Raw genomic sequence first — 22,199 nt, forward strand, 5'->3', positions numbered from 1 at the left:
TGACTGGCTTAACTTAAGTTATTCATCTTCATCTGCAGCATTTGCTTCAGCGCAGGAGAGGCCTGCGATTCAGCACCTTTGCTCCAGGCATCACGCGCGCCCTGCTTATCGCCTTTGCTCAGCAGTGCTTCGCCACGAATGTCCGCCACAATGGCTGTCCAGCCATCACCTTTAACATTGTTAAGGGTAGAAAGTGCGGCATCGGCCTGGCTTTGCTGCAACTGAATGCGTGCCAGACGCAGGTTAATCACCGCCTGCAGGTTGGCATCTTTGGTATCTTTCAGCCCACTCTGTAACAGAGTGATAGCTTTATCGAGCTGATTGGTTTCAACATACTGCTTAGCCAGATCCAGCGACGCCAACGCACCGTAGGTGTTGTTGTTTTCGCTAGCGAAAGTGGCTACCGCTGCCAGCGAATCCGGCTTGTCCGCCTGCATCGCGCTGGTCAGCTGTTGATATTCTGCTGATGCCGCTTTATCGGTCCCTTCCTGATGGCTGGACCAGAAACGCCAGCCACCCAGCGCAGCGATACCGATGATTACGCCAACGGCCAGGAATTTGCCATTGTTGGCAAAGAACTGACGCAGCGCGTCAACTTGTTCGTTTTCGTTGCTGTAAACTTCCACGCAATCCCTCTCTTTAAAATGGCTGTTGCAGTGCTGCGCTTACTGCAGGAGCGTGCGCAATGTCGCAGCGGCGTCGCTCTGAGCCAGCGTCTGTTGATCGCCAGTACGCAAGTCTTTCACCACAACCTGGCCCGCTTTCACTTCATCTTCGCCCAGCACCAGCGCAATGCGTGCGCCCCACTTGTCTGCACGTCCAAACTGCTTCTTGAAGTTACCGCCACCGAAGTTGGTCATCAGCTTCAATGCCGGATCAGCATCACGCAGTTTTTCCGCCAGTTGCATCGCGGCGGACTGAACGCCCTGCCCCGAAGCGATAACATAGACATCAACAATACGCGTCGGTTCAAATTCTGGATTAACCGCTTGCACCAGCAACACCAAACGCTCCATGCCCATGGCAAAACCAACCGCTGGCGTGGCACGGCCACCCAACTGCTCAACTAAACCATCGTAACGTCCGCCGCCGCATACGGTGCCCTGCGAACCGAGGCTGCTGGTCACCCATTCAAATACGGTACGGTTGTAGTAATCGAGGCCGCGCACCAGGCGCTGGTTGATACGATATTTAATGCCCGCGTCGTCCAGCAAGGCGCACAGCCCGCTGAAGTGCTCGCGCGACTCCTCATCAAGGAATTCACCCAGCGTTGGCGCATCGTTTAACAGTTTCTGTATGTCAGGATTTTTGCTGTCGAGCACGCGCAGTGGATTGGTGTACATGCGGCGTTTGCAATCTTCGTCGAGTACGTCCTGATGTTGCTCCAGGAACGCCACCAGCGCGCTGCGATAGTTGGCGCGCGCGTCCAGCGAACCGATAGAGTTCAGCTCAAGCTCAACGTGATCGGCGATACCTAAGGCTTTCCACCAGCGCGCGGTCATCATGATCAGCTCAGCATCCACGTCCGGGCCTTGCAGGCCAAAGACTTCCACACCCATTTGGTGGAACTGGCGATAACGACCTTTCTGCGGGCGCTCGTAGCGGAACATCGGGCCGGTGTACCACAGACGCTGTTCCTGATTGTACAGCAGACCGTGCTCGATACCGGCACGCACGCAACCTGCGGTGCCTTCCGGACGCAGCGTCAGGCTTTCGCCGTTGCGGTCTTCAAAGGTGTACATCTCTTTCTCAACCACGTCGGTGACTTCACCGATCGCGCGGCTGAACAACGGGGTGTGCTCAACGATTGGCAGACGGATTTCACTGTAACCATAGCTGGCCAGCACCTGCTTAAGGGTGCCTTCAATACGCTGCCAAATTGCGGTATCCGCCGGCAGGTAATCGTTCATCCCGCGAATCGCTTGAATATTCTTCGCCACGTTAGAATCTCTTTAAGACAAAAAAACCTGAGCGGCATCATACCTTATGAGGATGAAACCGCACAGGTTCAATCACAAACTGGCACGCGACAGGCGCGCACCACGATTATTTTTCCAGCTGCTGCACGTTGATGCGGCGGCTTTCATCCAGCATGCTGGCTTTGGCGCGAATACGCGCTTCCAGCTGGTCGATCATGTCGTTGTTATCGAGACGATCGCGCTGGCGCACACCATCTTCATAGAAGCCGCTTTTCTTGGCTCCGCCGGTCACGCCGAGAGTTGAAACTGTCGCTTCACCCGGACCGTTCACCACGCAGCCGATAATGGAAATATCCATCGGCGTGATGATATCTTCCAGACGCTCTTCCAGCGCATTCACCGTACCGATGACATCAAACTCCTGACGCGAACAGGTCGGGCAGGCAATAAAGTTGATGCCACGCGCGCGGATGCGCAAAGATTTGAGGATGTCGTAGCCGACTTTCACTTCTTCAACCGGATCGGCCGCCAGCGAAATACGCAGCGTATCGCCAATGCCTTCGGCCAGCAGCAGGCCTAAACCAATCGCCGATTTCACTGAACCCGCACGCGCGCCGCCCGCTTCGGTGATACCGAGGTGCAGCGGTTGATCGATGGCTTTCGCCAGCAGACGATAGGATTCAACGGCAAGGAAGACGTCGGAGGCTTTGACGCTCACTTTGAACTGATCAAAGTTGAGGCGATCGAGGTGATCCACATGGCGCATCGCGGATTCGAGCAGCGCCTGCGGCGTTGGCTCGCCGTATTTTTCCTGCAGATCTTTTTCCAGCGAACCGGCATTCACGCCGATACGGATCGGAATATTGTAATGACGCGCACAATCCACCACCTGGCGGATACGCTCATTGTTGCCGATGTTGCCTGGATTGATACGCAGACAATCCACGCCATATTCAGCGACTTTCAGTGCGATGCGATAGTCAAAGTGAATGTCCGCTACCAGCGGCACGTTGACCTGTTGCTTAATCAGTTTGAAGGCTTCAGCCGCATCCATCGTGGGAACGGAGACGCGCACGATATCAACCCCGACGCGCTCAAGCTGGCGAATCTGGTTAACGGTGGCGTCCACGTCAGTGGTGCGGGTATTGGTCATTGACTGAACGGCGATGGGCGCACCATCGCCAACTGGCACCTTGCCGACGTAAATCCGTGTTGATTTGCGACGGATAATGGGTGCTTCGTTATGCATATTCTCTCTCCACAATTACCCGGAAAGCGCGCTGCGCGTTATTGCGCACCCAGCGTCAGACGGGCAACCTGGTTATTACGGATAAAACGACTTAAATCAACGGGCTGATTCTGATATTGCACGTCAACCGCACCTGGTGCGCCAATTTTCAGACGATACGGAGCCGTTCCGGACAAACTCAGCTTACCGCCGCTACGTTGCAGACCGCTGAACAACTTCTTGCCGGTTGCATCGCTGACTTCCAGCCAGCAATCGGCTTTGAAGTTCATCACGATGGCATTTGGATCGCCAGCCGGTTGGCTGACAGCCGCATTTCCGGTAGGCATCTGGCCGGCAGGAACGCTGTTCGCTGGCGCCGGAGACGTCGCCGCTGGCGGTGCCGTATCAATCGGCGCCTGGCTTGGCGAAACCACGGCGTTGTCGCTGCCGTTGGTTTGCGCGGTATTGCTAGTGCTCGCCGCAGGTGCGGCGGTGTTGCTTTCCTGCGTAGCGACAGCGCCAGCACCGTTATCAACTGGCGTACCGGCAGCGTTGGTATCCGCATCGGCATTGCTGTCGGTGCTGTTATCGCCCAATGGAATGGACTGGCTATTGTCGCCGCTGCCGTTTTGATCGGCCATCGACACCAAATCAGCCTGTGACGCTTTATGGTTCTGCCACCACCACGCACCGGTTAAACCGACTACGACAAAAATCACCAACCAGGTGAAGATCATCAGCCAGCCATCGCGCTTTTTACGACGCTTACCCAATGAGAAGCTCTGCATCGGCTCGATCTTGGCCGCGCGCACCGGAGCCTGTTTTGCCATCATCGGCAGCAGGTCATCTTCCGGTACATGCACCAGTCGGGCATAGGAGCGAATGTATCCGCGCAGGAATGTCGACGCTAAATCAGCAGGTGACTTATCCTCTTCAATATCACGCACGGTAGTAAGTTTCAGGCACAGGCGTTCAGCGACGTTTTGCTGGGTCAGCCCCATCTGCTCACGGGCCAGACGCAGGCGTTCACCTGTGGAATGTACTGCAGAATTCTCTTGAGTGGCTTCAGTATTCATTAGCTAAATAACGCTGGTACTGTATCGATTGTGGAAAACTTCGCGCCAACCGGTCGCCATAACGTGTAACGTCAGCAGCGTTTCCCTGTTGCGCGGCGAAACGTATCTGTAACCACAGGCTCTCTGCCGTTGCCGGCAAACGCTGATGGTACACTTCTAAAAGCAGCGGAACCGACTGCTGTTCCTGCTGTTCAAGCCGCCTTTCCACTTTCCTTAGCAGTTGACTACCCTGCTCCGGTGCGGCATCCAGCGCGTAACCTAACTGCTCGCGCGCTGCGGCACTCTCATCAGCCTGCAGGTAACAATAGCCCGAAAACAGGAATGCATCCTGACGAGCATCGATTTCCTGCGCCTCAATTGCCAGCTTAAACTGTTGATGCGCTTCGTCATACTGCCTTAAACCGCAGAGAAACGCACCGTAATTGTTAGCCACATAACCATTCAACGGCGCTAACTGCTGCGCCCGCTGATAGTGCCAGCGAGTTTGCGCGCTATTCTGCTGCGCCTGCGCCACCCGAGCAAGGGCCAACGGGACACGATAATCTTTTGGCGCTGCCTGCTGAGCACGCAATAAATTGCGCTGTGCGGCGGCATAATCCTTCACCGCCAGGTAGTGCAATCCGAGCTGCAAACGAATATCCGCTGCGCTTTGCTGTGCGGGATGATTGACACAACCGGTTACAACAAAGCCAGCCAGAATCGCTGCGAGTAATCCTTTACGCATTTCAGTCTCTCCATGAAAAATATGCGGAGAGACTGACATGAGTTACGCCCGGTGAATATCAGCAGGCGCTGGCTTTCAGAGCGCCTTCACAGAGATAGCTTCGCCTGCCATTTTCTTACGCAGCGTACGCTTGGTACGGTCGATCACATCGCCCGCTAGCTGACCACAAGCGGCGTCGATGTCGTCACCACGGGTTTTACGCACGATGGTGGTGAAACCGTAATCCATCAGGACTTTGGAGAAGCGATCGATACGGCTGTTAGAGCTACGGCCATACGGCGCGCCGGGGAACGGGTTCCACGGAATCAGGTTGATTTTGCACGGCGTCTCTTTCAGCAGTGCCGCCAGCTCATGCGCGTTGTCGGTGCTGTCATTGACGTGATCCAACATCACGTACTCAATGGTCACACGGCCCTGATTGGCGTTGGACTTGCCGATGTAGCGTTTAACCGCCGCAAGGAAAGTCTCGATGTTGTACTTTTTGTTGATCGGCACGATCTCATCACGAATCGCATCGTTCGGCGCGTGCAGCGAAATCGCCAGCGCTACGTCGATCATATCGCCCAGCTTATCTAGCGCCGGCACCACGCCTGAGGTTGACAGCGTAACGCGGCGTTTAGACAGGCCGAAACCAAAATCGTCCAGCATGATGTCCATTGCCGGTACCACATTGTTCAGGTTCAGCAGCGGCTCGCCCATGCCCATCATCACCACGTTGGTGATCGGACGCTGACCGGTAATTTTCGCGGCACCGATGATTTTCGCGGCGCGCCAAACCTGGCCGATAATTTCTGAGACGCGCAGGTTGCGGTTAAAGCCCTGCTGCGCCGTCGAACAGAATTTGCACTCCAGCGCACAGCCTACCTGCGAAGAGACGCACAAAGTTGCGCGATCTGCTTCCGGGATATAGACGGTTTCAACCAGCTGGTCGCCCACGCGGATCGCCCATTTAATGGTGCCATCGGTGGAACGCATCTCTTCCGCCACTTCCGGCGCACGGATTTCAGCGCGCTGCATCAGCTTACCGCGCAGCACTTTGTTGATGTCGGTCATCTGCTCGAAATCATCGCAGCAGTAGTGATACATCCACTTCATGACCTGATCGGCACGGAACGGCTTTTCGCCCATCTCAAGAAAGAATTCGCGCATCTGCTGACGGTTAAGATCCAGCAGGTTAATTTTTTCGTTTTTTGGGGAAACAACCACGGGGGAAGCGGACGACGGCGTCACAATCTGTTCGGACATAATGTTCTCTGGCCTCGTTGTTACACGTTACGGCTCTGGTTAATAGTAGGAAAAAAACAGCGCCCTCGCTGAGGCTGGCTCAACAAGGGCGCATAATTGTACTACATCTGCTGCATGATGCCAGGGGAACCGTTTCACAGATGTTGAACAGCTGTAAAGACGCGTGTCCGCTCAGGCCATCAACGCACTTAGCGAGTGCGTGGGCAGACTTCGTTTTCTGCGAAGAAGTACGCGATTTCGCGTGCTGCAGATTCAGCAGAGTCAGAACCGTGGGTCGCGTTCTCGGTGAAGCTGTCCGCGTAATCGGCACGCAGAGTACCTGCCAGCGCGTTGTCTGGGTTAGTTGCACCCATCAGATCGCGGTGACGCTGAACGGCGTTTTCGCCTTCCAGTACAGAAACCACAACTGGGCCAGAAGTCATGAATTCAACCAGACCATCAAAGAATGGACGGCCTTTATGCTCAGCGTAGAAGCCTTCAGCCTGCTCTTTGGTCAGGTGCAGCATTTTTGCGCCAACGATTTTGAAGCCCGCGCTTTCAAAACGGTTATAGATTGCACCAATCACGTTCTTAGCGACGGCGTTTGGTTTCACGATTGAGAAAGTACGTTCGATTGCCATGTTGACCTCTAGTTAGCATCCTGAAGAATCCGGGAGCTCCTCCCGGTAAGAAAACGCGCCGATTATAGGGACATCATGGCGCGTTGCCTATTAGCGATTAGCGGAATTATTGAAAATAATTGATTTTTGTCGGGGCACGCAGGCAAAAAGTATGCCATATCCAAGAACTCAACCGCGGGTAAAGGCCACCGATGAGAGCTGCCCCGCTTCATCCATCACCACCAGTTGATAACTGCCCGGCTCATCCAGCACCAGCGCTGCACTCTTATTATTCGCGTCCCGCTCCAGCGGCTGCCCGTTTAAAAACCACCAGCGCTGCTCACCTTGTCCGCCCTGCACTGCTACCGGCATCACCAGCACCACTTTGCCCGGCAGCGGTTGAACGCGCTGGCCGTTGATCACACCGGTAATCACCATCGGCGGCGCGTTGCCCTGATTGAGCGGCGGACAAGCAGGATCGATCGGCGGCAAGCGCTGCGCACGGCGTTCAGCAACCGGCAGCCAGGGTTCCAGCGGCAGCGGCCACATCAGGCGCTCGTGACTTTGTGCATCCGGGCAATCGGCCGCCACGCGCAATCCCCGGCTGTTCTGCCAGTAACGCTGGCGCAAACCATTAACGCCTTCCTGCCCCGGCGCCAGCAGCGTTGGCGGCACGGTTTGATTCAATACCCAACTCTGACGACGCTGGCGACAATTCTCGTCGCCGATGGGCAACGGCTGGCCGCCAGGCCAGCAAATGCTCATGGCGCTGACCGCTTGCGGACGCGGATCGCGCGGCGCACCGTTCACTGGCATATGGCCAGCCAGCAAATTATTGACCTGATTCATCACCGGTACCGCCGAAGCAAAACCAAATTGCCCGGCGACCGGTGTCGCATCCGGTCGACCAACCCACACGCCAATCAGATAGCGTGGCGTGATACCAATCGTCCATGCATCGCGATAGCCGTAGCTGGTACCGGTTTTCCACGCCAAAGGCGCGATATCCGGCACCGTGCCGCTGGCCGGAGGTTGCGCCGCGCCAGCCAAAATGCGCCGCACAATCCATGCCGCACCCGGCGACAACAGCGGCCTTTCCTGCAGCGGTTGTGTCGTCAGCCAGCGCAACTGTGCCGCATTGCCGTGACGGGCAAAGGCGCTGTAGGCCGCCACAATCTCATCCATGCGCGCGCCGGTACCGCCCAGCACCAGCGAGAGATTGGGTTCTGCGCCGGCTGGAAAGCGCAGATTCAATCCCACGTTACGCAAACGCGCAGCAACTGTTTTTGGTCCCAGCGCATCCAGCAACTGCACCGCAGGAAGATTGAGCGATCGCTCTAGCGCGTCGCTGGCGCTCACCGGCCCGTGAAAGCCCGAGTCGAAGTTACCGGGACGATAGTCACCGAAGCGGCGCGGTACATCCTGCAGCAGCGATTCGCCATGTATCAGCCCATCGTCCAGCGCCAAGCCATAGACAAAGGGCTTCAGCACCGATCCGGGCGATCGCACGCTGGCGATCATATCGACGTGACCAAAACGGCTGTCGTCATTGAAATCCACCGATCCGACATAGCCGCGCACTTTCATATTTTGGTGATCTACCACCAGCAGCGCCAACGAGGTGCGCGGCGGCAAGTTGCTTTTCAACGACGCCGCCAGATTCTCCAGTTCGCGCTGCAGCGACACATCAATGGTTGAGGTGATTTTGTTGTCGGGTGACAGCGACAACAAGCGGCGAGCCAGCAGCGGCGCACGTTGCGGCATCTGACGCGGCGGCAACCACACTGCTTCTTGCTTGATATCAGCGACATCCTGCGCTGACCAGACGTGATATTGCGCGAGGCGATCCAACACTTTATTGCGTGCGGCTTCGGCGCGCTGTGGCCAGCGGTCCGGACGCAGGCGGCTCGGCGCCTGCGGCAACACCGCCAGCAGCGCTGCTTCCCCTTTGGTAAGTTGCGATGGCGGTTTTCCCAGCCACATCCAACTCGCCGCGCCAACGCCCTCAACCGTGCCGCCAAAAGGGGCGCGATTGAGATACAGCGTAAGGATGTCGCGTTTTGAGAGATGATATTCGAGCTGTAGCGCGCGCCACGCCTGCACCACTTTACCGCGCAGCGTGCGCGGTTGCGGATCAATAAGCCGCGCCACCTGCATGGTGAGCGTACTGCCGCCGGAGACCACGCCGTGATGCAACACGTTCTGCCCGACTGCACGCACAATCGCCATCGGATTGATGCCGGGATGATGCCAAAACCAGCGATCTTCGTAAGTCAGCAGCGCCTCGATATAAACTGGTGAGACATCCTCCAGCGTCACCGGATAGCGCCACACGCCTTGTTGATCAGCAAAGCGCCACAGCGGCGTACCGTCTTCGGCTACCACCACGCGCGCCGGCTGCAACTCACGCAGCGGCAATGGCGTAAGTCGATCCAGCAGCCACAGCGCGGCCAGCAGCGCCAGTAAAAAAAGCGGCAGCCAGCGCCACCGCTTTAGTTGCTTACTTCCAAACATCAATGGTTAACGCACATTGAGTTTTTCCGGCGTACTGCCAATCGCGCGCCATTCCGGCACATACATCGATTCCACCTGCGGCGGCGGCAGGCGATAGTTGCCTGGCGTCACCGCACGCGCCAGATACAGCAGCGTGCCCGGCGTGTAGCCATCCAGCGCCAGCGCGGCGACAAAGCGGTCGTCACGGAATTCGATATGCTTAATGTTGGCTTGCTGCATATCCATCATGCTCTCTTTCAGCGCATCGGCACTGTCGCCTAAACTGGCGCTGCTGTCGCCTAGGTTCTGGTTTTCCAGCTCAAGTCCAGCAGGCAGCAGATCCACCACCAGCGCATCACTGACGCGCTCGCTGGCCGCGACTTTGAGCCGCACCACCAGCAGTTCGCCACTTTTCAGGTTGGTGAGATCCGCTGGCTTACCATCCAGCGTGAAGTACTCACGACTGATCTGCAGCACGTTGCTCATCGGCGACGGTGCGGTGCGCGGATAACCCACCACATTTAGCGTGCCGTAAAGTGGCGACACGTTGTCGCTTTTCACCGACACGCCCTGGCGCAGCTGATCTTCCGTCATACCAATATTGAGCGGCTGATTGCTGCTGAGCGGTTCCGCTTTGCCTTGTAGTGTCGCCTGCCAGCTTTCGCCTTTATGCTGCTGCAAGGTGCGGGCGGCGAGGAACAACGCGTTGTTTTCTTGCGTCGAGAACCAGCGCTGTCCGTGCACCGCTTTCGCCAGCTCGATCAGCAGCGGACCTTGCATCTCCGGCAGCAACTGGTTTTCCGTCAACAGCGACAAAATCAGCGCGCGATCGCGTACCGGGCTGCCGTAATCGCCGAGCCAGCTGTTGGGTTTACGTTCCAGACCAATGCCCTGCGCCAGCGCCAGCTGTGCGCGCTGTGGATCGCCCATCAGCTTTAACGCCACGCCAAGCTGTACCATCGCGAGACCCGATTTAGCCTGATCGCGCTTTTCATACAGCGCACGCAACGCACCGAGCGGTGCCTGCTGCTGACGTGCCAGCACCAATCCGGCATAGGCCTGCACGCTGAAACGCAAACCATCGGCATCGCTGCTCCAGCTGGTTTCGATCTGCGCAGGATCCTGCAGATAGCGCAGCAGGCGTTCGTCGGCGCGGGTAATCACGCCATCCGGCACGCTGTAACCGGCTTCGCTGGCGCGCAGCAGGAAATCAGTGACGTAAGCCGTCAGCCAAAACTCTTCCTGACTCTCTTTGCTCCACAAACCAAAGCTGCCGTTGCCGCGCTGCATGCCGGCAAGGCGCGCGATGCCGGTATCAATCGAGGCGCGACGCGCTTCATCGTTGCTGGTTTTGATGCCCATCGCCGTCAGCTGCGCATGGTTGGTGAACACCGACGGCCAAATGCCGCTGGCGGTCTGTTCAAGGCAGCCATAAGGATAGGCATACAGCGAACTGATATAGCTGGCGATATTCAGCGGCGGACGGTTGCTGAGTGACAGCTGTCCGCTCAAGGTATCCTGCTGCAATCCATTGAAGGCGCTCGCCATCACCTGCCAGTTCTGACCGGTTTGCATCACGTTATCGAAGCTCAGCGTTTGTGCCGGATAAGCCGGACGCACGCCAATTTTCCATTTGCGCTCGCTGGCTGCCAGCGTTTCGCCCGGCAAACTCATGCCGGAAACCTTGACCTGCACATCGCCCTCACCAAAGCCGCCCTGCGCTTTGACCGGAATTTGCAAAGTGGTGCGCGCGCCTTTCGCCAGCTGCACGCTGGCGGGGATCTGGCCGTTAAGGGCGATCTGGCCGCTGGCCGTGACGTTGATTTTAAGCGTCTGCGGTTGATCGGTGAGGTTGGTGAGATCCAGCGCCAGCGTAGATTGATCGCCGCTGGCCAGGAAGCGCGGCGTCGCCAGTTCACTGATCAACGGTGCAGCAACTACCAGCTTGCGATCGGCCGAGCCGAAGCTGTCGGCGCTCCACACCTGCGCCATCAAACGCAATTCGCCATTGAACGCCGGGATCGGCAGTTCCAGCGTGCCTTCACCGTTGGCATCCAGCGTTACGGGCTGCAACTGCTGCGCCACGATCTGCACCTCGGTGACCGGCTTTTTACCGCCGCGCGACAGCGCATCGGCATCGTCGCCGTCACCACCAAAGCGCAGCGCGGCCAGCTTGCCACCGCCTTCAATCAGCTGACCAAACACATCGTACTGATCGGCGTTATAGCGCTTGCGGCCAAAAAACGCGTCCCACGGATTCGGGGTTTTGTAATCGGTAATGTTGAGCACGCCGCTGTCCACCGCCGAGAGCAATACCTGAACCTGCTGCGGCAACGCGCTACCTTCACGGCTGGCTTTGACCTTCACTTTTAGCGTCTGCTCAGGACGGATTTTATCCGGCGCGTCGAGCGCTAAGCTGAGGCGACGCGCTTCAGTCGCCATCGGCAGATGCAGCAAGCCCACCGCACGTTTCGGCGTGACGCCGCTGGCTTTGTCGCCGTCACGCACCACGATGGCGCTAAGATAGAGATCGTGTCGCTTCCAGCTATCGCTAATCGGTACATCAATGGTTGCGCCGCCCGCCGGAACGTTTAGCGGTTGCCACCACAGCGTGCCGCTGCTGGATTCCACCATCAGATAGCCTTTACCGGCAGCAGGCGATTCCACCTTTACATGCGCGGTGTCGCCCGCTTGATAGGCGGTTTTATCGATTTTCAGTTTGACCTGATCCGGACGCAGCGCGCCGGTGCCGTTGGTGTTGTCCTGCCACCAATATCCCGCCTGGAAACGCACGCTGCTAATGATGTTGTCGCCGGCATGCACTTCCAGGCGATAGGTGCCCCACTCCACCGGGAAGCTCACCTTCTGGCTGCCGCCCGCCGCAATAGTGATGCGCTGCTGCTCCTCCTGCAGATCCTTTTGATCGAAGCGCGACTGCCAGCCTTCGCTGTCGGAGAAGCTCCAGTAATAGTCGCGGCGTTCGTGGATCAGGCGCACATCAAGATCTGATGCCGCCAGTTTCTCGCCCTGCGGATTGGCGTAGACCACGTCGAATTCCGCCAAACTATTTTCTGCTACGGTTGGCTCATCGTGATAACGGTCGGTGCGATAGTCATACACCGATTCGCTGTTAAACAACGGACGAATGCCGGGCAGCGCCGGAGCCGGCCAAATCGCCTGAGTCGCGCGGCGCGTCACCGGACGGCCGCCGGTTTCCAGCAGGCTGGCTTGCAGAATCAGATTGAGCGGCGAATGGCTCTCTTTCCAACTGCTCTCAACGTTGAGCTGCAACTTGCCGCTCTCATCCAGCTTCTCGTCCACATCATCGAGCGAGCGTTTCAGCTCTTCAGTGATGTCGCCAAATTGATAGCCTGGCAGCGCGGCAACCGCTTCACGTGCCGGGCGCAGGAACAGCTGCCCTTGCAACTCGTTACCTGCGGCAGGCGCACCGTACAAATAGCGGCCTTCGACCGCAAAAGTAATGTCGTCATCTGGCGTCACCGGCTGCGCGCTGTTGGTTAGATCCAGTGCCATGCGCTCTGGCAGGAAGTCTTCTACGTGGAACGGCCAGCTGCGCGGCTGGTTATCGCCGCTGTTGATGCGCAGCGTCCATTCGCCAGTCATTGCGGAAGCAGGTAACGCAAAACGATGTTGATATACGCCGTTTTCCGGCTGCCAGACAAAGGTCTGCGACACTTCGCCATTCGGCTGCACCACTTCGGCTTTCACCGGCTGCGACGGCAATGGTTTGCCGTCAGCATCACGCAGCAGCGCGTTGACGATCACCGTTTCACCTGGACGATAGAGATCGCGCGGACCAAATACGAAGAACTGTTTGTCATAGCCTTGCGGACCATCAATCGGAAATTCAGCCAGATCCAGCGCCGGACGAGTGAGATCGATCAGCGAGGTTTGGCCCTTTTGTGTCGCCAGCAGCAGCTTGCCTTTGGCATTCGCCGGTAAGCGCAGATGACCGTTGCTGTCGCTGGTGCCGCTGGCGAGTTGTTTGCCTTTTTCATCCAGCAACTGCACGCTGACATCATCCAGCGGCGCGCCGTTGGCCAGGCTTTGGGCGAACAGTTCCAACTGTTCGGGGAATTGGTGCAGCGATAAACCGATGTCGCTCAATGTGAACAGTGTCGCCGGCTGCGTGTAGTTGTAGGTTCCGGCCTGTTTCATCACCGCCAGATAGACGCCCGGCTGTTTCAGCGCATCGACATCGCCCAGCGGCAGCTGCATTTTCTCGCGCGTATTGCGCGCCAGATTGAGATCGAAGCGTGCGCCGTAAACCAGATCGGCATTCTTCAGTAGCTCGCGCGATTCCCAGTACGACATGTTGTTGCCGTAATTCCACTGGGCGAGAAAATCGGCTAGCGAGGCACTTTTCACGCGGAAGAAATCGACGTCGACGTTATTCACATTTAATGCCAGCACCGGCAAACCCTGCGTCAGACGCAGCGGCAGCAGCGATCCGCGACTGGCAAAACCCACCATCGGCTGGATATCGCGCGTAGTGAGTGTTTGATTAAAAGGCGTGGATAAGGTGCTGCCGTCGGCCGCTTTGAGACCGACATCGACGTTAACCGTCAACTTGCGCGACGGTTCAGGATGACGAAAACGCAGCGCTTTACCGTTTTGCGCCAGCTCCCAGCCGCCGTCGACCTTGCCGCTTTTCTCATCGGTAATTTGCACGTGCGCGGCAAAATCCTGTTTGCTATCAAGCGGCGAGTTGAAGGTCAACACCAGCGCGGCAGCACCGTCGAGTTGCAGTTCGGAGAGATCAATAACGGACAGCGATTGCGACGTTGCTGCTGCGGCTGGTGTTTCCTGCGCGTGAATCGTTGAGGTTACGCCGCCCAGTAATACACCACCGATCAGCGCGCTGAGCAGCAGCCGGTTAAAACGTTTTGCCATGGTAATTCCCTCACCAGTCCCAGAAGTTAAGAAAACGCAATTTCGCGCAATTTCACATCAACCCGCCAACTTTAGCAATCACACCCTTGAGATAGCGTTCACATTCCCGGACACTGGTCGTTTCCCGTTTGCTGAGAAGAGGTTGCTATGACAGCCATATTTGTGTCCGCTGATTGGTTGAAAGAACATTACACCGAGGAAACATTGCAGGTGCTTGATGCCCGCATGTTGCCGCCTGGCCAGGAAGCCGTACGCGATCTGCAGGCTGAATATCTGGCTGGCCATCTGCCGAATGCCCCGTTCTTTGATATCGAAGCGTTGTCCGATCACACCTCGCCTTATCCGCACATGATGCCGCGCGCCGAATCCTTTGCGGTGGCAATGCGCGAATTGGGCGTCAGCCAGGATAAACATCTGGTGGTGTATGACGAAGGCAACCTGTTCTCGGCACCGCGCGCATGGTGGATGCTGCACGCCTTTGGCTGCGAAAATGTGTCGATTCTGGCCGGAGGATTACAGGGCTGGAAAGCGGCCGGTTTCGATGTCGCGACCGGACCAGTAAGTTTACCGGAAGGCGAATTCGAAGCGACTTATGATGGCGCACAGGTGAAACGCCTGACCGACGTGCTGCTGATCAGCCACGAAGGCGGCGCGCAGATTGTCGATGCACGCGCGGCCAACCGTTTTAACGCTGAAGTGGATGAACCGCGTCCGGGCTTGCTGCGCGGACATATCCCTCACAGCCTGAACGTGCCGTGGAACAGTTTGGTGGTAAATGGTGAACTGAAACCTGCAGCCGAACTGCGCGATCTGTTTGATCAGGCGGGCGTAAAACTGGATCAGCCGGTGATTGCCAGCTGCGGTTCAGGTGTTACGGCGGTGGTGGTGATTCTGGCGCTGACGTCGCTGGGTGTACGGGATGTGACGCTGTACGACGGTTCGTGGGGCGAATGGGGCAGCCGCGACGATTTACCGATCGAGAAATGATAGCAGGTCGCCATAAATGGCGACCCTACATGTAAGGTGCGGGTTATATAATCCGCTGACTGCCCTTAAAATCGCGCAGGAAACTGCCCCAGCGACGTTCATAGAATGGCGTGATGTGGGCAGTAAAGAAGTGGCTCACGCCGCGATCTTCATTCACCACTTCACAAATATCAATGGGTGCATCATCGGCCAGCGTATCCGTCGCTACGCCGCCCGCCGCCTGAATAATTTCATCGATATCGCTATCGGCTTCGATACCAATCAGCAGGTTAGGTTCTTCGGTGGCGCTTTCACGAATGCTGGCGATGTAAGCACGGCGCACCTGCTTGTACTTGGCAAACAGCTGCGTCAGTGAATCGACCATCTGCGCTGGCGGCTCGGCCACTTCGGACAGCAGCAGCGCCTGGCCGCCTTCCAGCACGGTTTGCTGGCTCAGCGCACTGCCCTCTTCGCCAATCAGATGCGCGATTTCACCCGGCGAAAACTCTTTGCCCGCTGGCAGCTTCGGATTGAGGAACAGCGTTTCGCCTTGCGTAATCTCAAACAGCGTACGCACTGGCATGCGCAGATAAGGCTGCTCATCTTTGATTGCCTCACCCATCGCTTCTTCAGAGGTGAAGAACGGGATCACGCTGCCGCCACCCTCTTTTTCCCAATGCTGTAATTCGACCGGCGAAGTCGCATCAAACTGCTCAGCGGGACTTTCGCCTGGCACCCAAACATCGGCTTCAAGCAGCAGTTGGAAAAATTCCGGACGGTGCGCAGGCTCAGTGGCCGCCAGCTTCAGCACCTCTTCAAGACGGTTACTCATTTATCGTATTCCAAAAAAGACGGCAAGCTTACGCCTGCCGTGATGAGGACTATTTTAGTAACAGATTGGCGACGGTGCGCACACCCAAACCGGTCGCACCAGCGGACCACTGATCCACCGCGCCTTTGCGATACGTCGCGGAGCAGTCAATGTGCAGCCAGCCTTGCTGATATTTGCTGACGAAATGCGACAGGAACGCCGCCGCGCTGCTGGCACCTGCTGCGTGAGACGGGCTGGCGATGTTATTCAGATCGGCAAAGTTCGAAGGCAGATGGCTGCGATGGAACTCGGCCAGCGGCAAGCGCCAGAAGGCTTCATTTTCGCCGGTCGCACTGCCGAGCAGCGATTCCGCCAGCACATCGTCAAAGGTAAACAGCGCGTGGTAATCGTTCCCCAAAGCGGTTTTCGCCGCGCCGGTCAGCGTTGCCGCATCGATCAGCAGTTCAGGATTCTGCTCGCTGGCATCGATCAGGCCATCGGCCAATACCAGGCGACCTTCCGCATCAGTATTCATCACTTCCACGGTTTTACCGTTGCGATAGCGAATGATGTCGCCCAGGCGGAATGCGTTGCCGCTGACCATGTTGTCGGCGCAGCACAGATACAGTTTCACGCGCTTATTCAGACCGCGCGAAATCGCCAGCGCCAGTGCGCCGGTCAAGGTTGCCGCGCCGCCCATGTCGGACTTCATCGAGTCCATGAAAGCGCTTTGCTTCAGGCTGTAACCGCCGGTATCGAAGGTGATACCTTTACCGACCAGACAAGCATAAACCGGCGCACTTTCATCGCCGCTTGGGTTGTAATCGAGCGCCAGCAATACCGGCGCGCGAGTTGAACCACGGCCCACGGTGTGAATACCGGCATAACCCTGCTCGCGCAGATCGTCGCCTTTGGTGATGCGATAGCTCACCGCTTTGCCGCCCACTTCATTGATCAGATCAACCGCGTTATGCGCCAGTTGCTCTGGGCTGAGATCTTCCGCCGGCAGGTTGATGGTGTCGCGCACCCAATCAACGATCTTCAGGCGACGCGCAAATTCAGCCTGATCGGCCTCATTGAATTCCGGCCACTCGACCTGACGTTTGCCTTTCGGGCTGCGATAGCCTTGCCAGAATGCCCAGCACTTCTCTAAATCCCAGCCTTCGCCCTGCAGGGCGACGTGACGAATGCCCTGACCGTCCAGCTTGCGACCCGCGCGCTGGATGCTCATCAGCGCATCTGCGCCAGTCAGGTGAATGGTCATGCCACTTTCGTTGCTGCTCAGCAGCGCTTTGTCACCCCAGCGCGCGTCGGCGGCCTGGGAGCTGAGCGTAATTATCATCGGTTGTGTTGTCATCGCGTGGCTCCGTTTGCGTTAGGTGTCACCTTGCGCCAGAACCGGCGCAAGGGGTGCATGAATTAGCGGGAGTTAGTCGCAGGCGAGAGCGCCCGCAGACGTGTTACCGCTTTATTGACCAGCTCGATAGCGTACTCAATTTCCTCTGCGCTGGTGAAGCGTCCGAGCGAAAAACGCAGCGAGCTGTGTGCCAGCTCCTGCTCAACGCCCATCGCGCGCAGCACATAGGAAGGTTCGAGACTGGCCGAGGTACAGGCGGAACCGGATGACAGCGCCAAATCTTTCAGCGCCATAATCAGCGATTCGCCATCGACGTGGGCAAAACTGATATTGAGGATGTTCGGAGCGCCCTGCTCCAGCGAACCGTTGAGGTTCACGTTACCCAGTTGACTGATGCCATTCCACAGACGCTGGCGCAACTCGGCCAGACGCGCCATTTCGCTGCTCATCTCTTCACGCGCAATGCGGTAGGCTTCGCCCATGCCGACAATTTGATGCACCGGCAATGTGCCAGAACGCATGCCGCGCTCGTGGCCGCCACCGTGCATCTGCGCATCGATTTGCAGGCGCGGTTTGCGGCGCACCCACAGCGCGCCGATGCCTTTCGGTCCATACAGCTTGTGCGCCGAGAAGGACATCAAATCCACCGGCAGTACAGTGACGTCAATCGGCAATTTGCCGACGCTTTGCGTGGCATCAACGTGGAACAGGATGTCACGCGCGCGGCACAGCGCGCCGAGGGCGGCGATATCCTGAATCACACCGGTTTCATTATTGACGTGCATCAGCGACACCAGCACCGTGTCGTCGCGCAGTGCAGATTCGAGCATCTGCGGCGTGACGATACCGTCGCTGCCCGGCTGTAAGAAGGTGACATCAAAGCCTTCGTGCGCCAGTTGCTGACAACTGTCGAGCACTGCTTTGTGTTCGGTTTGGCTGGTAATAATGTGCTTGCCGCGCGCCTGATGGCATTGTGCGGCACCTTTAATGGCAAGGTTGTCCGCCTCGGTCGCGCCGGAGGTAAAGACGATTTCACGCGGATCGGCGTTGACCAGCTCCGCAATCTGATTGCGAGCCACATCAACGGCTTCTTCAGCCTGCCAGCCAAAACGGTGGGAACGGGACGCGGGGTTACCGAAAGTGCCATCCATCGTGAGGAACTGCATCATTTTGGTGGCGACACGCGGATCCGCAGGCGTAGTGGCTGCGTAATCCAGGTAAATCGGTAATTTCATTGCGCTAAAACTCCGTATAAAAAATCATACGTCTTTATAGCACGAATCGGCCCATCCTGAGTTAACAGGAAAGGCCGAGCCAGAATAGATTACGCGCGCAGATTAACGTTGATGGTTTCTTGCACACGATGCTGCTGGAAGCGGCGATTATCGACCGTGTTCTGACGATCGGCCACTTCGAGGATTTCCTGATTATTCACCAGTTCCGCCAGCGTGATGTTGTTGAGGAAATCGCTAATGCGCTCACTCAAATCACGCCACAAAACGTGGGTCAGGCAACGCTCGCCGCCCTGGCAGCCTTCTTTGCCCTGGCATTTGGTGGCGTCGACAGATTCGTCAACGGCGGTAATCACCGCGCCCACAGCAATCGCGCTTGAATCTTTACCTAACAGATAACCGCCACCTGGACCACGAACGCTGGCCACCAAGCCGTGCTTACGCAGACGTGAGAATAACTGCTCCAGATAGGACAACGAGATGCCCTGACGCTCAGAAATATCAGCTAGCGGCACCGGGCCCTCATTGGAGTGCAGTGCAACGTCCAGCATAGCGGTTACGGCATAACGTCCTTTGGATGTCAGTCTCATAGCATACAACCTCGTAAGCGTCCGTCCGGTTATCGGCGGGTTATCTGATGAATTGGATGCAGTCTGACATTCCTGAGTAAAACGGTCAACTATTTAACCTAGTAATTTGCTCAACTATTTAACCAAGTGTTTTACTCAACTATTATCCACATTACCTTTGCGCTTTTCGAACGATGCCATCATACCGCGCAGGATGTTCAGTTCGTCGCGTTCCGGACGCGCACGCGTATATAAACGACGCAGCTTGCTCATCACCTGGCTTGGCGTACCTTCACGGATAAAGCCGCTGTTCAGCATCATCTGCTCGATGTGCTGGTAGAAGTGCTCGAGATCGTCAACCAGCGGATACGGCGATTCGACAGGTTGTTCCGTCGGCGCGGCTTTTTCCTGCGCGTCCAGCCAGGCCATGCGCACTTCGTAAGCGATGATCTGCACCGCCATCGCCAGGTTCAGTGAGCTGTATTCCGGATTAGCCTGAATCGCGACGTGATAGTGGCACTTCTGCAACTCTTCGTTGGTCAGGCCGACGCGCTCGCGGCCAAACACCAACGCCACCGGCGCCTGCTGGCCCTCTTCAACGCTTTTAATGCCGCACTCACGTGAATCCAACATTGGCCACGGCAGTGAACGTGAACGTGCGCTGGTGCCAACCACTAAACTACAGCCGGCAATGGCTTCATCCATGGTATCGACAATGCGCGCATTACCAATGACATCGCTGGCACCGGCGGCGAGGGAAATGGCCTGTGAATCCGGTTTCACCAGCGGATTGACCAGATAAAGGTTGGTTAAGCCCATGGTTTTCATCGCGCGTGCGACGGAGCCCATGTTGCCAGTGTGCGAGGTTTCTACCAGTACGATTCGGATATTCTGCAGCATAATTAGAGGCGGTCAGGGAAATGATGGCGCGCATCCTAACATAAAAAGAGGACATTTGCTGAACACGCTGATATACTCCGCGCCGTTTTCCCCGTTCTTTAACATCCAGCGAGAGATACCGATGCATCCGATGCTCAACATCGCCGTGCGCGCAGCGCGCAAGGCCGGAAATTTAATTGCCAAGAATTATGAAACCCCGGACGCAGTTGAAGCTAGCCAGAAAGGCAGCAACGACTTCGTTACCAATGTTGACCGTGACGCAGAACGTCTGATTATCGAAGTAATTCGTAAATCGTACCCGAAACACACCATCATCACCGAAGAAAGCGGTGAACTGGCGGGCGAAGATCAGGACATTCAATGGGTAATCGATCCGCTGGATGGCACCACCAACTTCATCAAACGTCTTCCACACTTCTCAGTATCTATCGCTGTGCGCATCAAAGGCCGCACCGAAGTCGCTGTGGTTTACGATCCAATGCGTAACGAACTCTTCACCGCTGTACGCGGTCAGGGCGCACAGCTGAACGGCTATCGCCTGCGCGGCAGCACGGCTCGCGACCTGGATGGCACCATTCTGGCTACCGGCTTCCCGTTCAAATTGAAACAGCACGCAACGCCATACATCAACATCGTTGGCAAACTGTTTACTCAGTGTGCCGATTTCCGTCGCACCGGTTCAGCGGCGCTGGATCTGGCTTACACCGCTGCGGGTCGCGTTGATGGTTTCTTTGAGATTGGCCTGAAGCCGTGGGATTTTGCCGCGGGCGAACTGCTGGTTCGTGAAGCGGGTGGCCTGGTGACTGACTTTACCGGCAACCACGGTTACGTGATGTCAGGTAACATCGTTGCGGGTAACCCACGCGTAGTGAAAGCGATGCTGGCATCGATGCGTGAAGAATTGAGTGAAGCGCTGAAGCGCTAAATGAGAGAAGGCGGCTGAATCAGCCGCCTTTTTTATTTACCGACGTTCGTGACTTAATACCTGACGCGGTTGCGTCTTGCGTCCTACGCGACCCATCAATGCCGCCAGTACCGCTTCAATCACCAGCATAAAGAAGGTGAACCAGCTTGCTTTCGCCGTTGCGGCAGCGGCTTGCTCAGCCACTTCACGCGCTTTCTGCTCCGCCTGCTGTTTCAACTGCTGATATTGCTGTACGGCTTTTTTGTAGCTCTCTTCAGTCTTCGTCACAATCTGCTCAACTTCCTGATCGCTTTTACCGGTGCGCGCTTTAATAATATTTTTCAGCGCATCACGATCGGCAGCCTGCAATGTATCTGAATGACGATTCATAACGCCTTTCAACCAATTAGCCAGATCATTGTCAGCATTCTGTGGATTTTGCGCGGTTTGTTCCGCTTGATTTTGTGCGTTATTGGCTTCGTTATTTACATCCTTTTGCAGATTCTCAGGTTGTAATTCAGACTTGCCGGTTTGACGCAGCGTAGTTTGCAATTCATTTTTTAAATCATCTAAATTGATATTACTTTCCTGCAGCTTCTCTTTTGCCATATTGGTGAGTGAAGGCGCCGCAGCGGAAATTCCACTGCCAACCGCATTAACCCCAGCGCCTAAAATATTAAAGGCTCCACCAATAATTCCCGTAGCTAAGGTAATCGCCAGCCACAGCGTGAGAATGGTGCTGACGCCAAACATCAGTAATCCGTGCATCGCCCCTTCGCGCTGCGCCAGGCGTCCCGCAACGTAGCTACCCACGGCCATGGCGATTAACATACTCACGCCAGTCCAGATTAACGCGCCAGTTCCCAGATGCTGCAGCGGATTTTGTTCCTGCTGCGGATCGATGGTGGTCGCACCAATTGCCGTGCCTAATATACCTAATAAAATATGGATGATTAGCGCAGCGATAACGCCTGCAAATACCGCGCTCCAGGAAATACGCTTCAACGGCAAACCGACATGATTTTCATGAACAGTTTCTACACCGCCATTATTAATCCGGGTTTCAGGCATCGTTTTTTCCTCGCAAAATATTACGATAAATAATTATTGTTACTGAATGGACCAGAAGCCTGACTGGTAACAATTAGCGTAGTCGGTGAACGCTATTTCCACCAGATTAGTACAGGGATGAGATTTAATTATATGAGGCGGATAACGATTTAAACGCAGACGATACTATTACCGCTGCGTTTATTATTTTT

17 protein-coding genes are annotated in these 22,199 nt (G+C 56.4%); 2 read left to right on the forward strand and 15 right to left on the reverse strand.

From position 1 onward, the window contains the following. Positions 1 to 8: 8 nt before the first annotated feature. The 9 genes from VIJ98_RS14515 to VIJ98_RS14555 form a co-directional block, all read right to left on the reverse strand. Positions 9 to 626: a YfgM family protein gene (locus VIJ98_RS14515; RefSeq protein WP_008108308.1), complete on the reverse strand. Its 618-nt coding sequence runs from the start codon at positions 624 to 626 to the stop codon at positions 9 to 11. A 39-nt stretch (positions 627 to 665) separates the two neighbouring features. Further along, positions 666 to 1,940 (reverse strand): histidine--tRNA ligase, encoded by a 1,275-nt coding sequence (gene hisS / locus VIJ98_RS14520; RefSeq protein ID WP_008108307.1) that lies wholly within the window; start codon positions 1,938 to 1,940, stop codon positions 666 to 668. A 106-nt stretch (positions 1,941 to 2,046) separates the two neighbouring features. Then, on the reverse strand, positions 2,047 to 3,168 hold the full coding sequence (gene ispG / locus VIJ98_RS14525; protein WP_008108306.1) for a flavodoxin-dependent (E)-4-hydroxy-3-methylbut-2-enyl-diphosphate synthase: 1,122 nt from the start codon (positions 3,166 to 3,168) through the stop codon (positions 2,047 to 2,049). Positions 3,169 to 3,206: 38 nt separating this feature from the next. Further along, on the reverse strand, positions 3,207 to 4,223 hold the full coding sequence (rodZ, locus tag VIJ98_RS14530) for a cytoskeleton protein RodZ (protein ID WP_323274634.1): 1,017 nt from the start codon (positions 4,221 to 4,223) through the stop codon (positions 3,207 to 3,209). After that, entirely contained in the window at positions 4,213 to 4,947 is a 735-nt protein-coding gene (pilW, locus tag VIJ98_RS14535; protein ID WP_323274636.1) for a type IV pilus biogenesis/stability protein PilW, read from the reverse strand. The genes rodZ and pilW overlap by 11 nt, the downstream gene beginning before the upstream one ends. A gap of 75 nt (positions 4,948 to 5,022) precedes the next feature. Further along, positions 5,023 to 6,192: a bifunctional tRNA (adenosine(37)-C2)-methyltransferase TrmG/ribosomal RNA large subunit methyltransferase RlmN gene (locus VIJ98_RS14540; protein ID WP_007884898.1), complete on the reverse strand. Its 1,170-nt coding sequence runs from the start codon at positions 6,190 to 6,192 to the stop codon at positions 5,023 to 5,025. A gap of 188 nt (positions 6,193 to 6,380) precedes the next feature. After that, positions 6,381 to 6,812, reverse strand: coding sequence for a nucleoside-diphosphate kinase (gene ndk / locus VIJ98_RS14545; RefSeq protein WP_007884899.1), 432 nt, complete (start codon positions 6,810 to 6,812; stop codon positions 6,381 to 6,383). A 168-nt stretch (positions 6,813 to 6,980) separates the two neighbouring features. Next, positions 6,981 to 9,305: a peptidoglycan glycosyltransferase PbpC gene (gene pbpC, locus VIJ98_RS14550; RefSeq protein WP_323274638.1), complete on the reverse strand. Its 2,325-nt coding sequence runs from the start codon at positions 9,303 to 9,305 to the stop codon at positions 6,981 to 6,983. A 6-nt stretch (positions 9,306 to 9,311) separates the two neighbouring features. Next, entirely contained in the window at positions 9,312 to 14,198 is a 4,887-nt protein-coding gene (locus tag VIJ98_RS14555) for an alpha-2-macroglobulin (protein ID WP_323274640.1), read from the reverse strand. A gap of 147 nt (positions 14,199 to 14,345) precedes the next feature. Between VIJ98_RS14555 and sseA the strand changes: the two genes are divergently transcribed. Then, positions 14,346 to 15,185: a 3-mercaptopyruvate sulfurtransferase gene (sseA, locus tag VIJ98_RS14560; RefSeq protein ID WP_323274642.1), complete on the forward strand. Its 840-nt coding sequence runs from the start codon at positions 14,346 to 14,348 to the stop codon at positions 15,183 to 15,185. A 43-nt stretch (positions 15,186 to 15,228) separates the two neighbouring features. Here sseA and sseB read toward each other — a convergent pair whose 3' ends face one another. The 5 genes from sseB to trmJ all read right to left on the reverse strand — a co-directional run bounded on the left by sseB (position 15,229) and on the right by trmJ (position 20,033). Beyond that, positions 15,229 to 15,996: an enhanced serine sensitivity protein SseB gene (sseB, locus tag VIJ98_RS14565; RefSeq protein ID WP_154190514.1), complete on the reverse strand. Its 768-nt coding sequence runs from the start codon at positions 15,994 to 15,996 to the stop codon at positions 15,229 to 15,231. Positions 15,997 to 16,045: 49 nt separating this feature from the next. Beyond that, the gene (gene pepB / locus VIJ98_RS14570; RefSeq protein ID WP_323274645.1) at positions 16,046 to 17,332 is read right to left on the reverse strand and encodes an aminopeptidase PepB; all 1,287 of its coding nucleotides are present in this window, start codon (positions 17,330 to 17,332) and stop codon (positions 16,046 to 16,048) included. A 62-nt stretch (positions 17,333 to 17,394) separates the two neighbouring features. Continuing rightward, on the reverse strand, positions 17,395 to 18,567 hold the full coding sequence (locus VIJ98_RS14575) for an IscS subfamily cysteine desulfurase (protein WP_323274647.1): 1,173 nt from the start codon (positions 18,565 to 18,567) through the stop codon (positions 17,395 to 17,397). 89 nt (positions 18,568 to 18,656) lie between these two features. Then, entirely contained in the window at positions 18,657 to 19,154 is a 498-nt protein-coding gene (gene iscR, locus VIJ98_RS14580; protein ID WP_008108287.1) for a Fe-S cluster assembly transcriptional regulator IscR, read from the reverse strand. Between the two features lie 135 nt (positions 19,155 to 19,289). Continuing rightward, the gene (gene trmJ / locus VIJ98_RS14585; protein ID WP_323274650.1) at positions 19,290 to 20,033 is read right to left on the reverse strand and encodes a tRNA (cytosine(32)/uridine(32)-2'-O)-methyltransferase TrmJ; all 744 of its coding nucleotides are present in this window, start codon (positions 20,031 to 20,033) and stop codon (positions 19,290 to 19,292) included. Between the two features lie 121 nt (positions 20,034 to 20,154). On the opposite strand from trmJ, the gene suhB reads away from it, so the two are divergent. Beyond that, positions 20,155 to 20,958 (forward strand): inositol-1-monophosphatase, encoded by an 804-nt coding sequence (suhB, locus tag VIJ98_RS14590; protein WP_008108283.1) that lies wholly within the window; start codon positions 20,155 to 20,157, stop codon positions 20,956 to 20,958. Positions 20,959 to 20,994: 36 nt separating this feature from the next. Here the strand turns inward: suhB and VIJ98_RS14595 are convergent, their stop codons facing one another. After that, on the reverse strand, positions 20,995 to 22,008 hold the full coding sequence (locus VIJ98_RS14595) for an MFS transporter (RefSeq protein WP_061717979.1): 1,014 nt from the start codon (positions 22,006 to 22,008) through the stop codon (positions 20,995 to 20,997). Positions 22,009 to 22,199: the final 191 nt, after the last annotated feature.

Source organism: Pantoea sp. S18, assembly GCF_045689705.1.
Taxonomy (GTDB): domain Bacteria; phylum Pseudomonadota; class Gammaproteobacteria; order Enterobacterales; family Enterobacteriaceae; genus Pantoea; species Pantoea symbiotica.

Bases quoted from the DNA above. Each gene is read 5' to 3' on its own strand.
- ispG (WP_008108306.1), bottom strand. From the start codon at position 3,168: ATGCATAACGAAGCACCCATTATCCGTCGCAAATCAACACGGATTTAC.
- rodZ (WP_323274634.1), bottom strand. From the start codon at position 4,223: ATGAATACTGAAGCCACTCAAGAGAATTCTGCAGTACATTCCACAGGT.
- pilW (WP_323274636.1), bottom strand. From the start codon at position 4,947: ATGCGTAAAGGATTACTCGCAGCGATTCTGGCTGGCTTTGTTGTAACC.
- VIJ98_RS14540 (WP_007884898.1), bottom strand. From the start codon at position 6,192: ATGTCCGAACAGATTGTGACGCCGTCGTCCGCTTCCCCCGTGGTTGTT.
- ndk (WP_007884899.1), bottom strand. From the start codon at position 6,812: ATGGCAATCGAACGTACTTTCTCAATCGTGAAACCAAACGCCGTCGCT.
- pbpC (WP_323274638.1), bottom strand. From the start codon at position 9,305: ATGTTTGGAAGTAAGCAACTAAAGCGGTGGCGCTGGCTGCCGCTTTTT.
- VIJ98_RS14555 (WP_323274640.1), bottom strand. From the start codon at position 14,198: ATGGCAAAACGTTTTAACCGGCTGCTGCTCAGCGCGCTGATCGGTGGT.
- sseA (WP_323274642.1), top strand. From the start codon at position 14,346: ATGACAGCCATATTTGTGTCCGCTGATTGGTTGAAAGAACATTACACC.
- sseB (WP_154190514.1), bottom strand. From the start codon at position 15,996: ATGAGTAACCGTCTTGAAGAGGTGCTGAAGCTGGCGGCCACTGAGCCT.
- pepB (WP_323274645.1), bottom strand. From the start codon at position 17,332: ATGACAACACAACCGATGATAATTACGCTCAGCTCCCAGGCCGCCGAC.
- VIJ98_RS14575 (WP_323274647.1), bottom strand. From the start codon at position 18,567: ATGAAATTACCGATTTACCTGGATTACGCAGCCACTACGCCTGCGGAT.
- iscR (WP_008108287.1), bottom strand. From the start codon at position 19,154: ATGAGACTGACATCCAAAGGACGTTATGCCGTAACCGCTATGCTGGAC.
- trmJ (WP_323274650.1), bottom strand. From the start codon at position 20,033: ATGCTGCAGAATATCCGAATCGTACTGGTAGAAACCTCGCACACTGGC.
- suhB (WP_008108283.1), top strand. From the start codon at position 20,155: ATGCATCCGATGCTCAACATCGCCGTGCGCGCAGCGCGCAAGGCCGGA.
- VIJ98_RS14595 (WP_061717979.1), bottom strand. From the start codon at position 22,008: ATGCCTGAAACCCGGATTAATAATGGCGGTGTAGAAACTGTTCATGAA.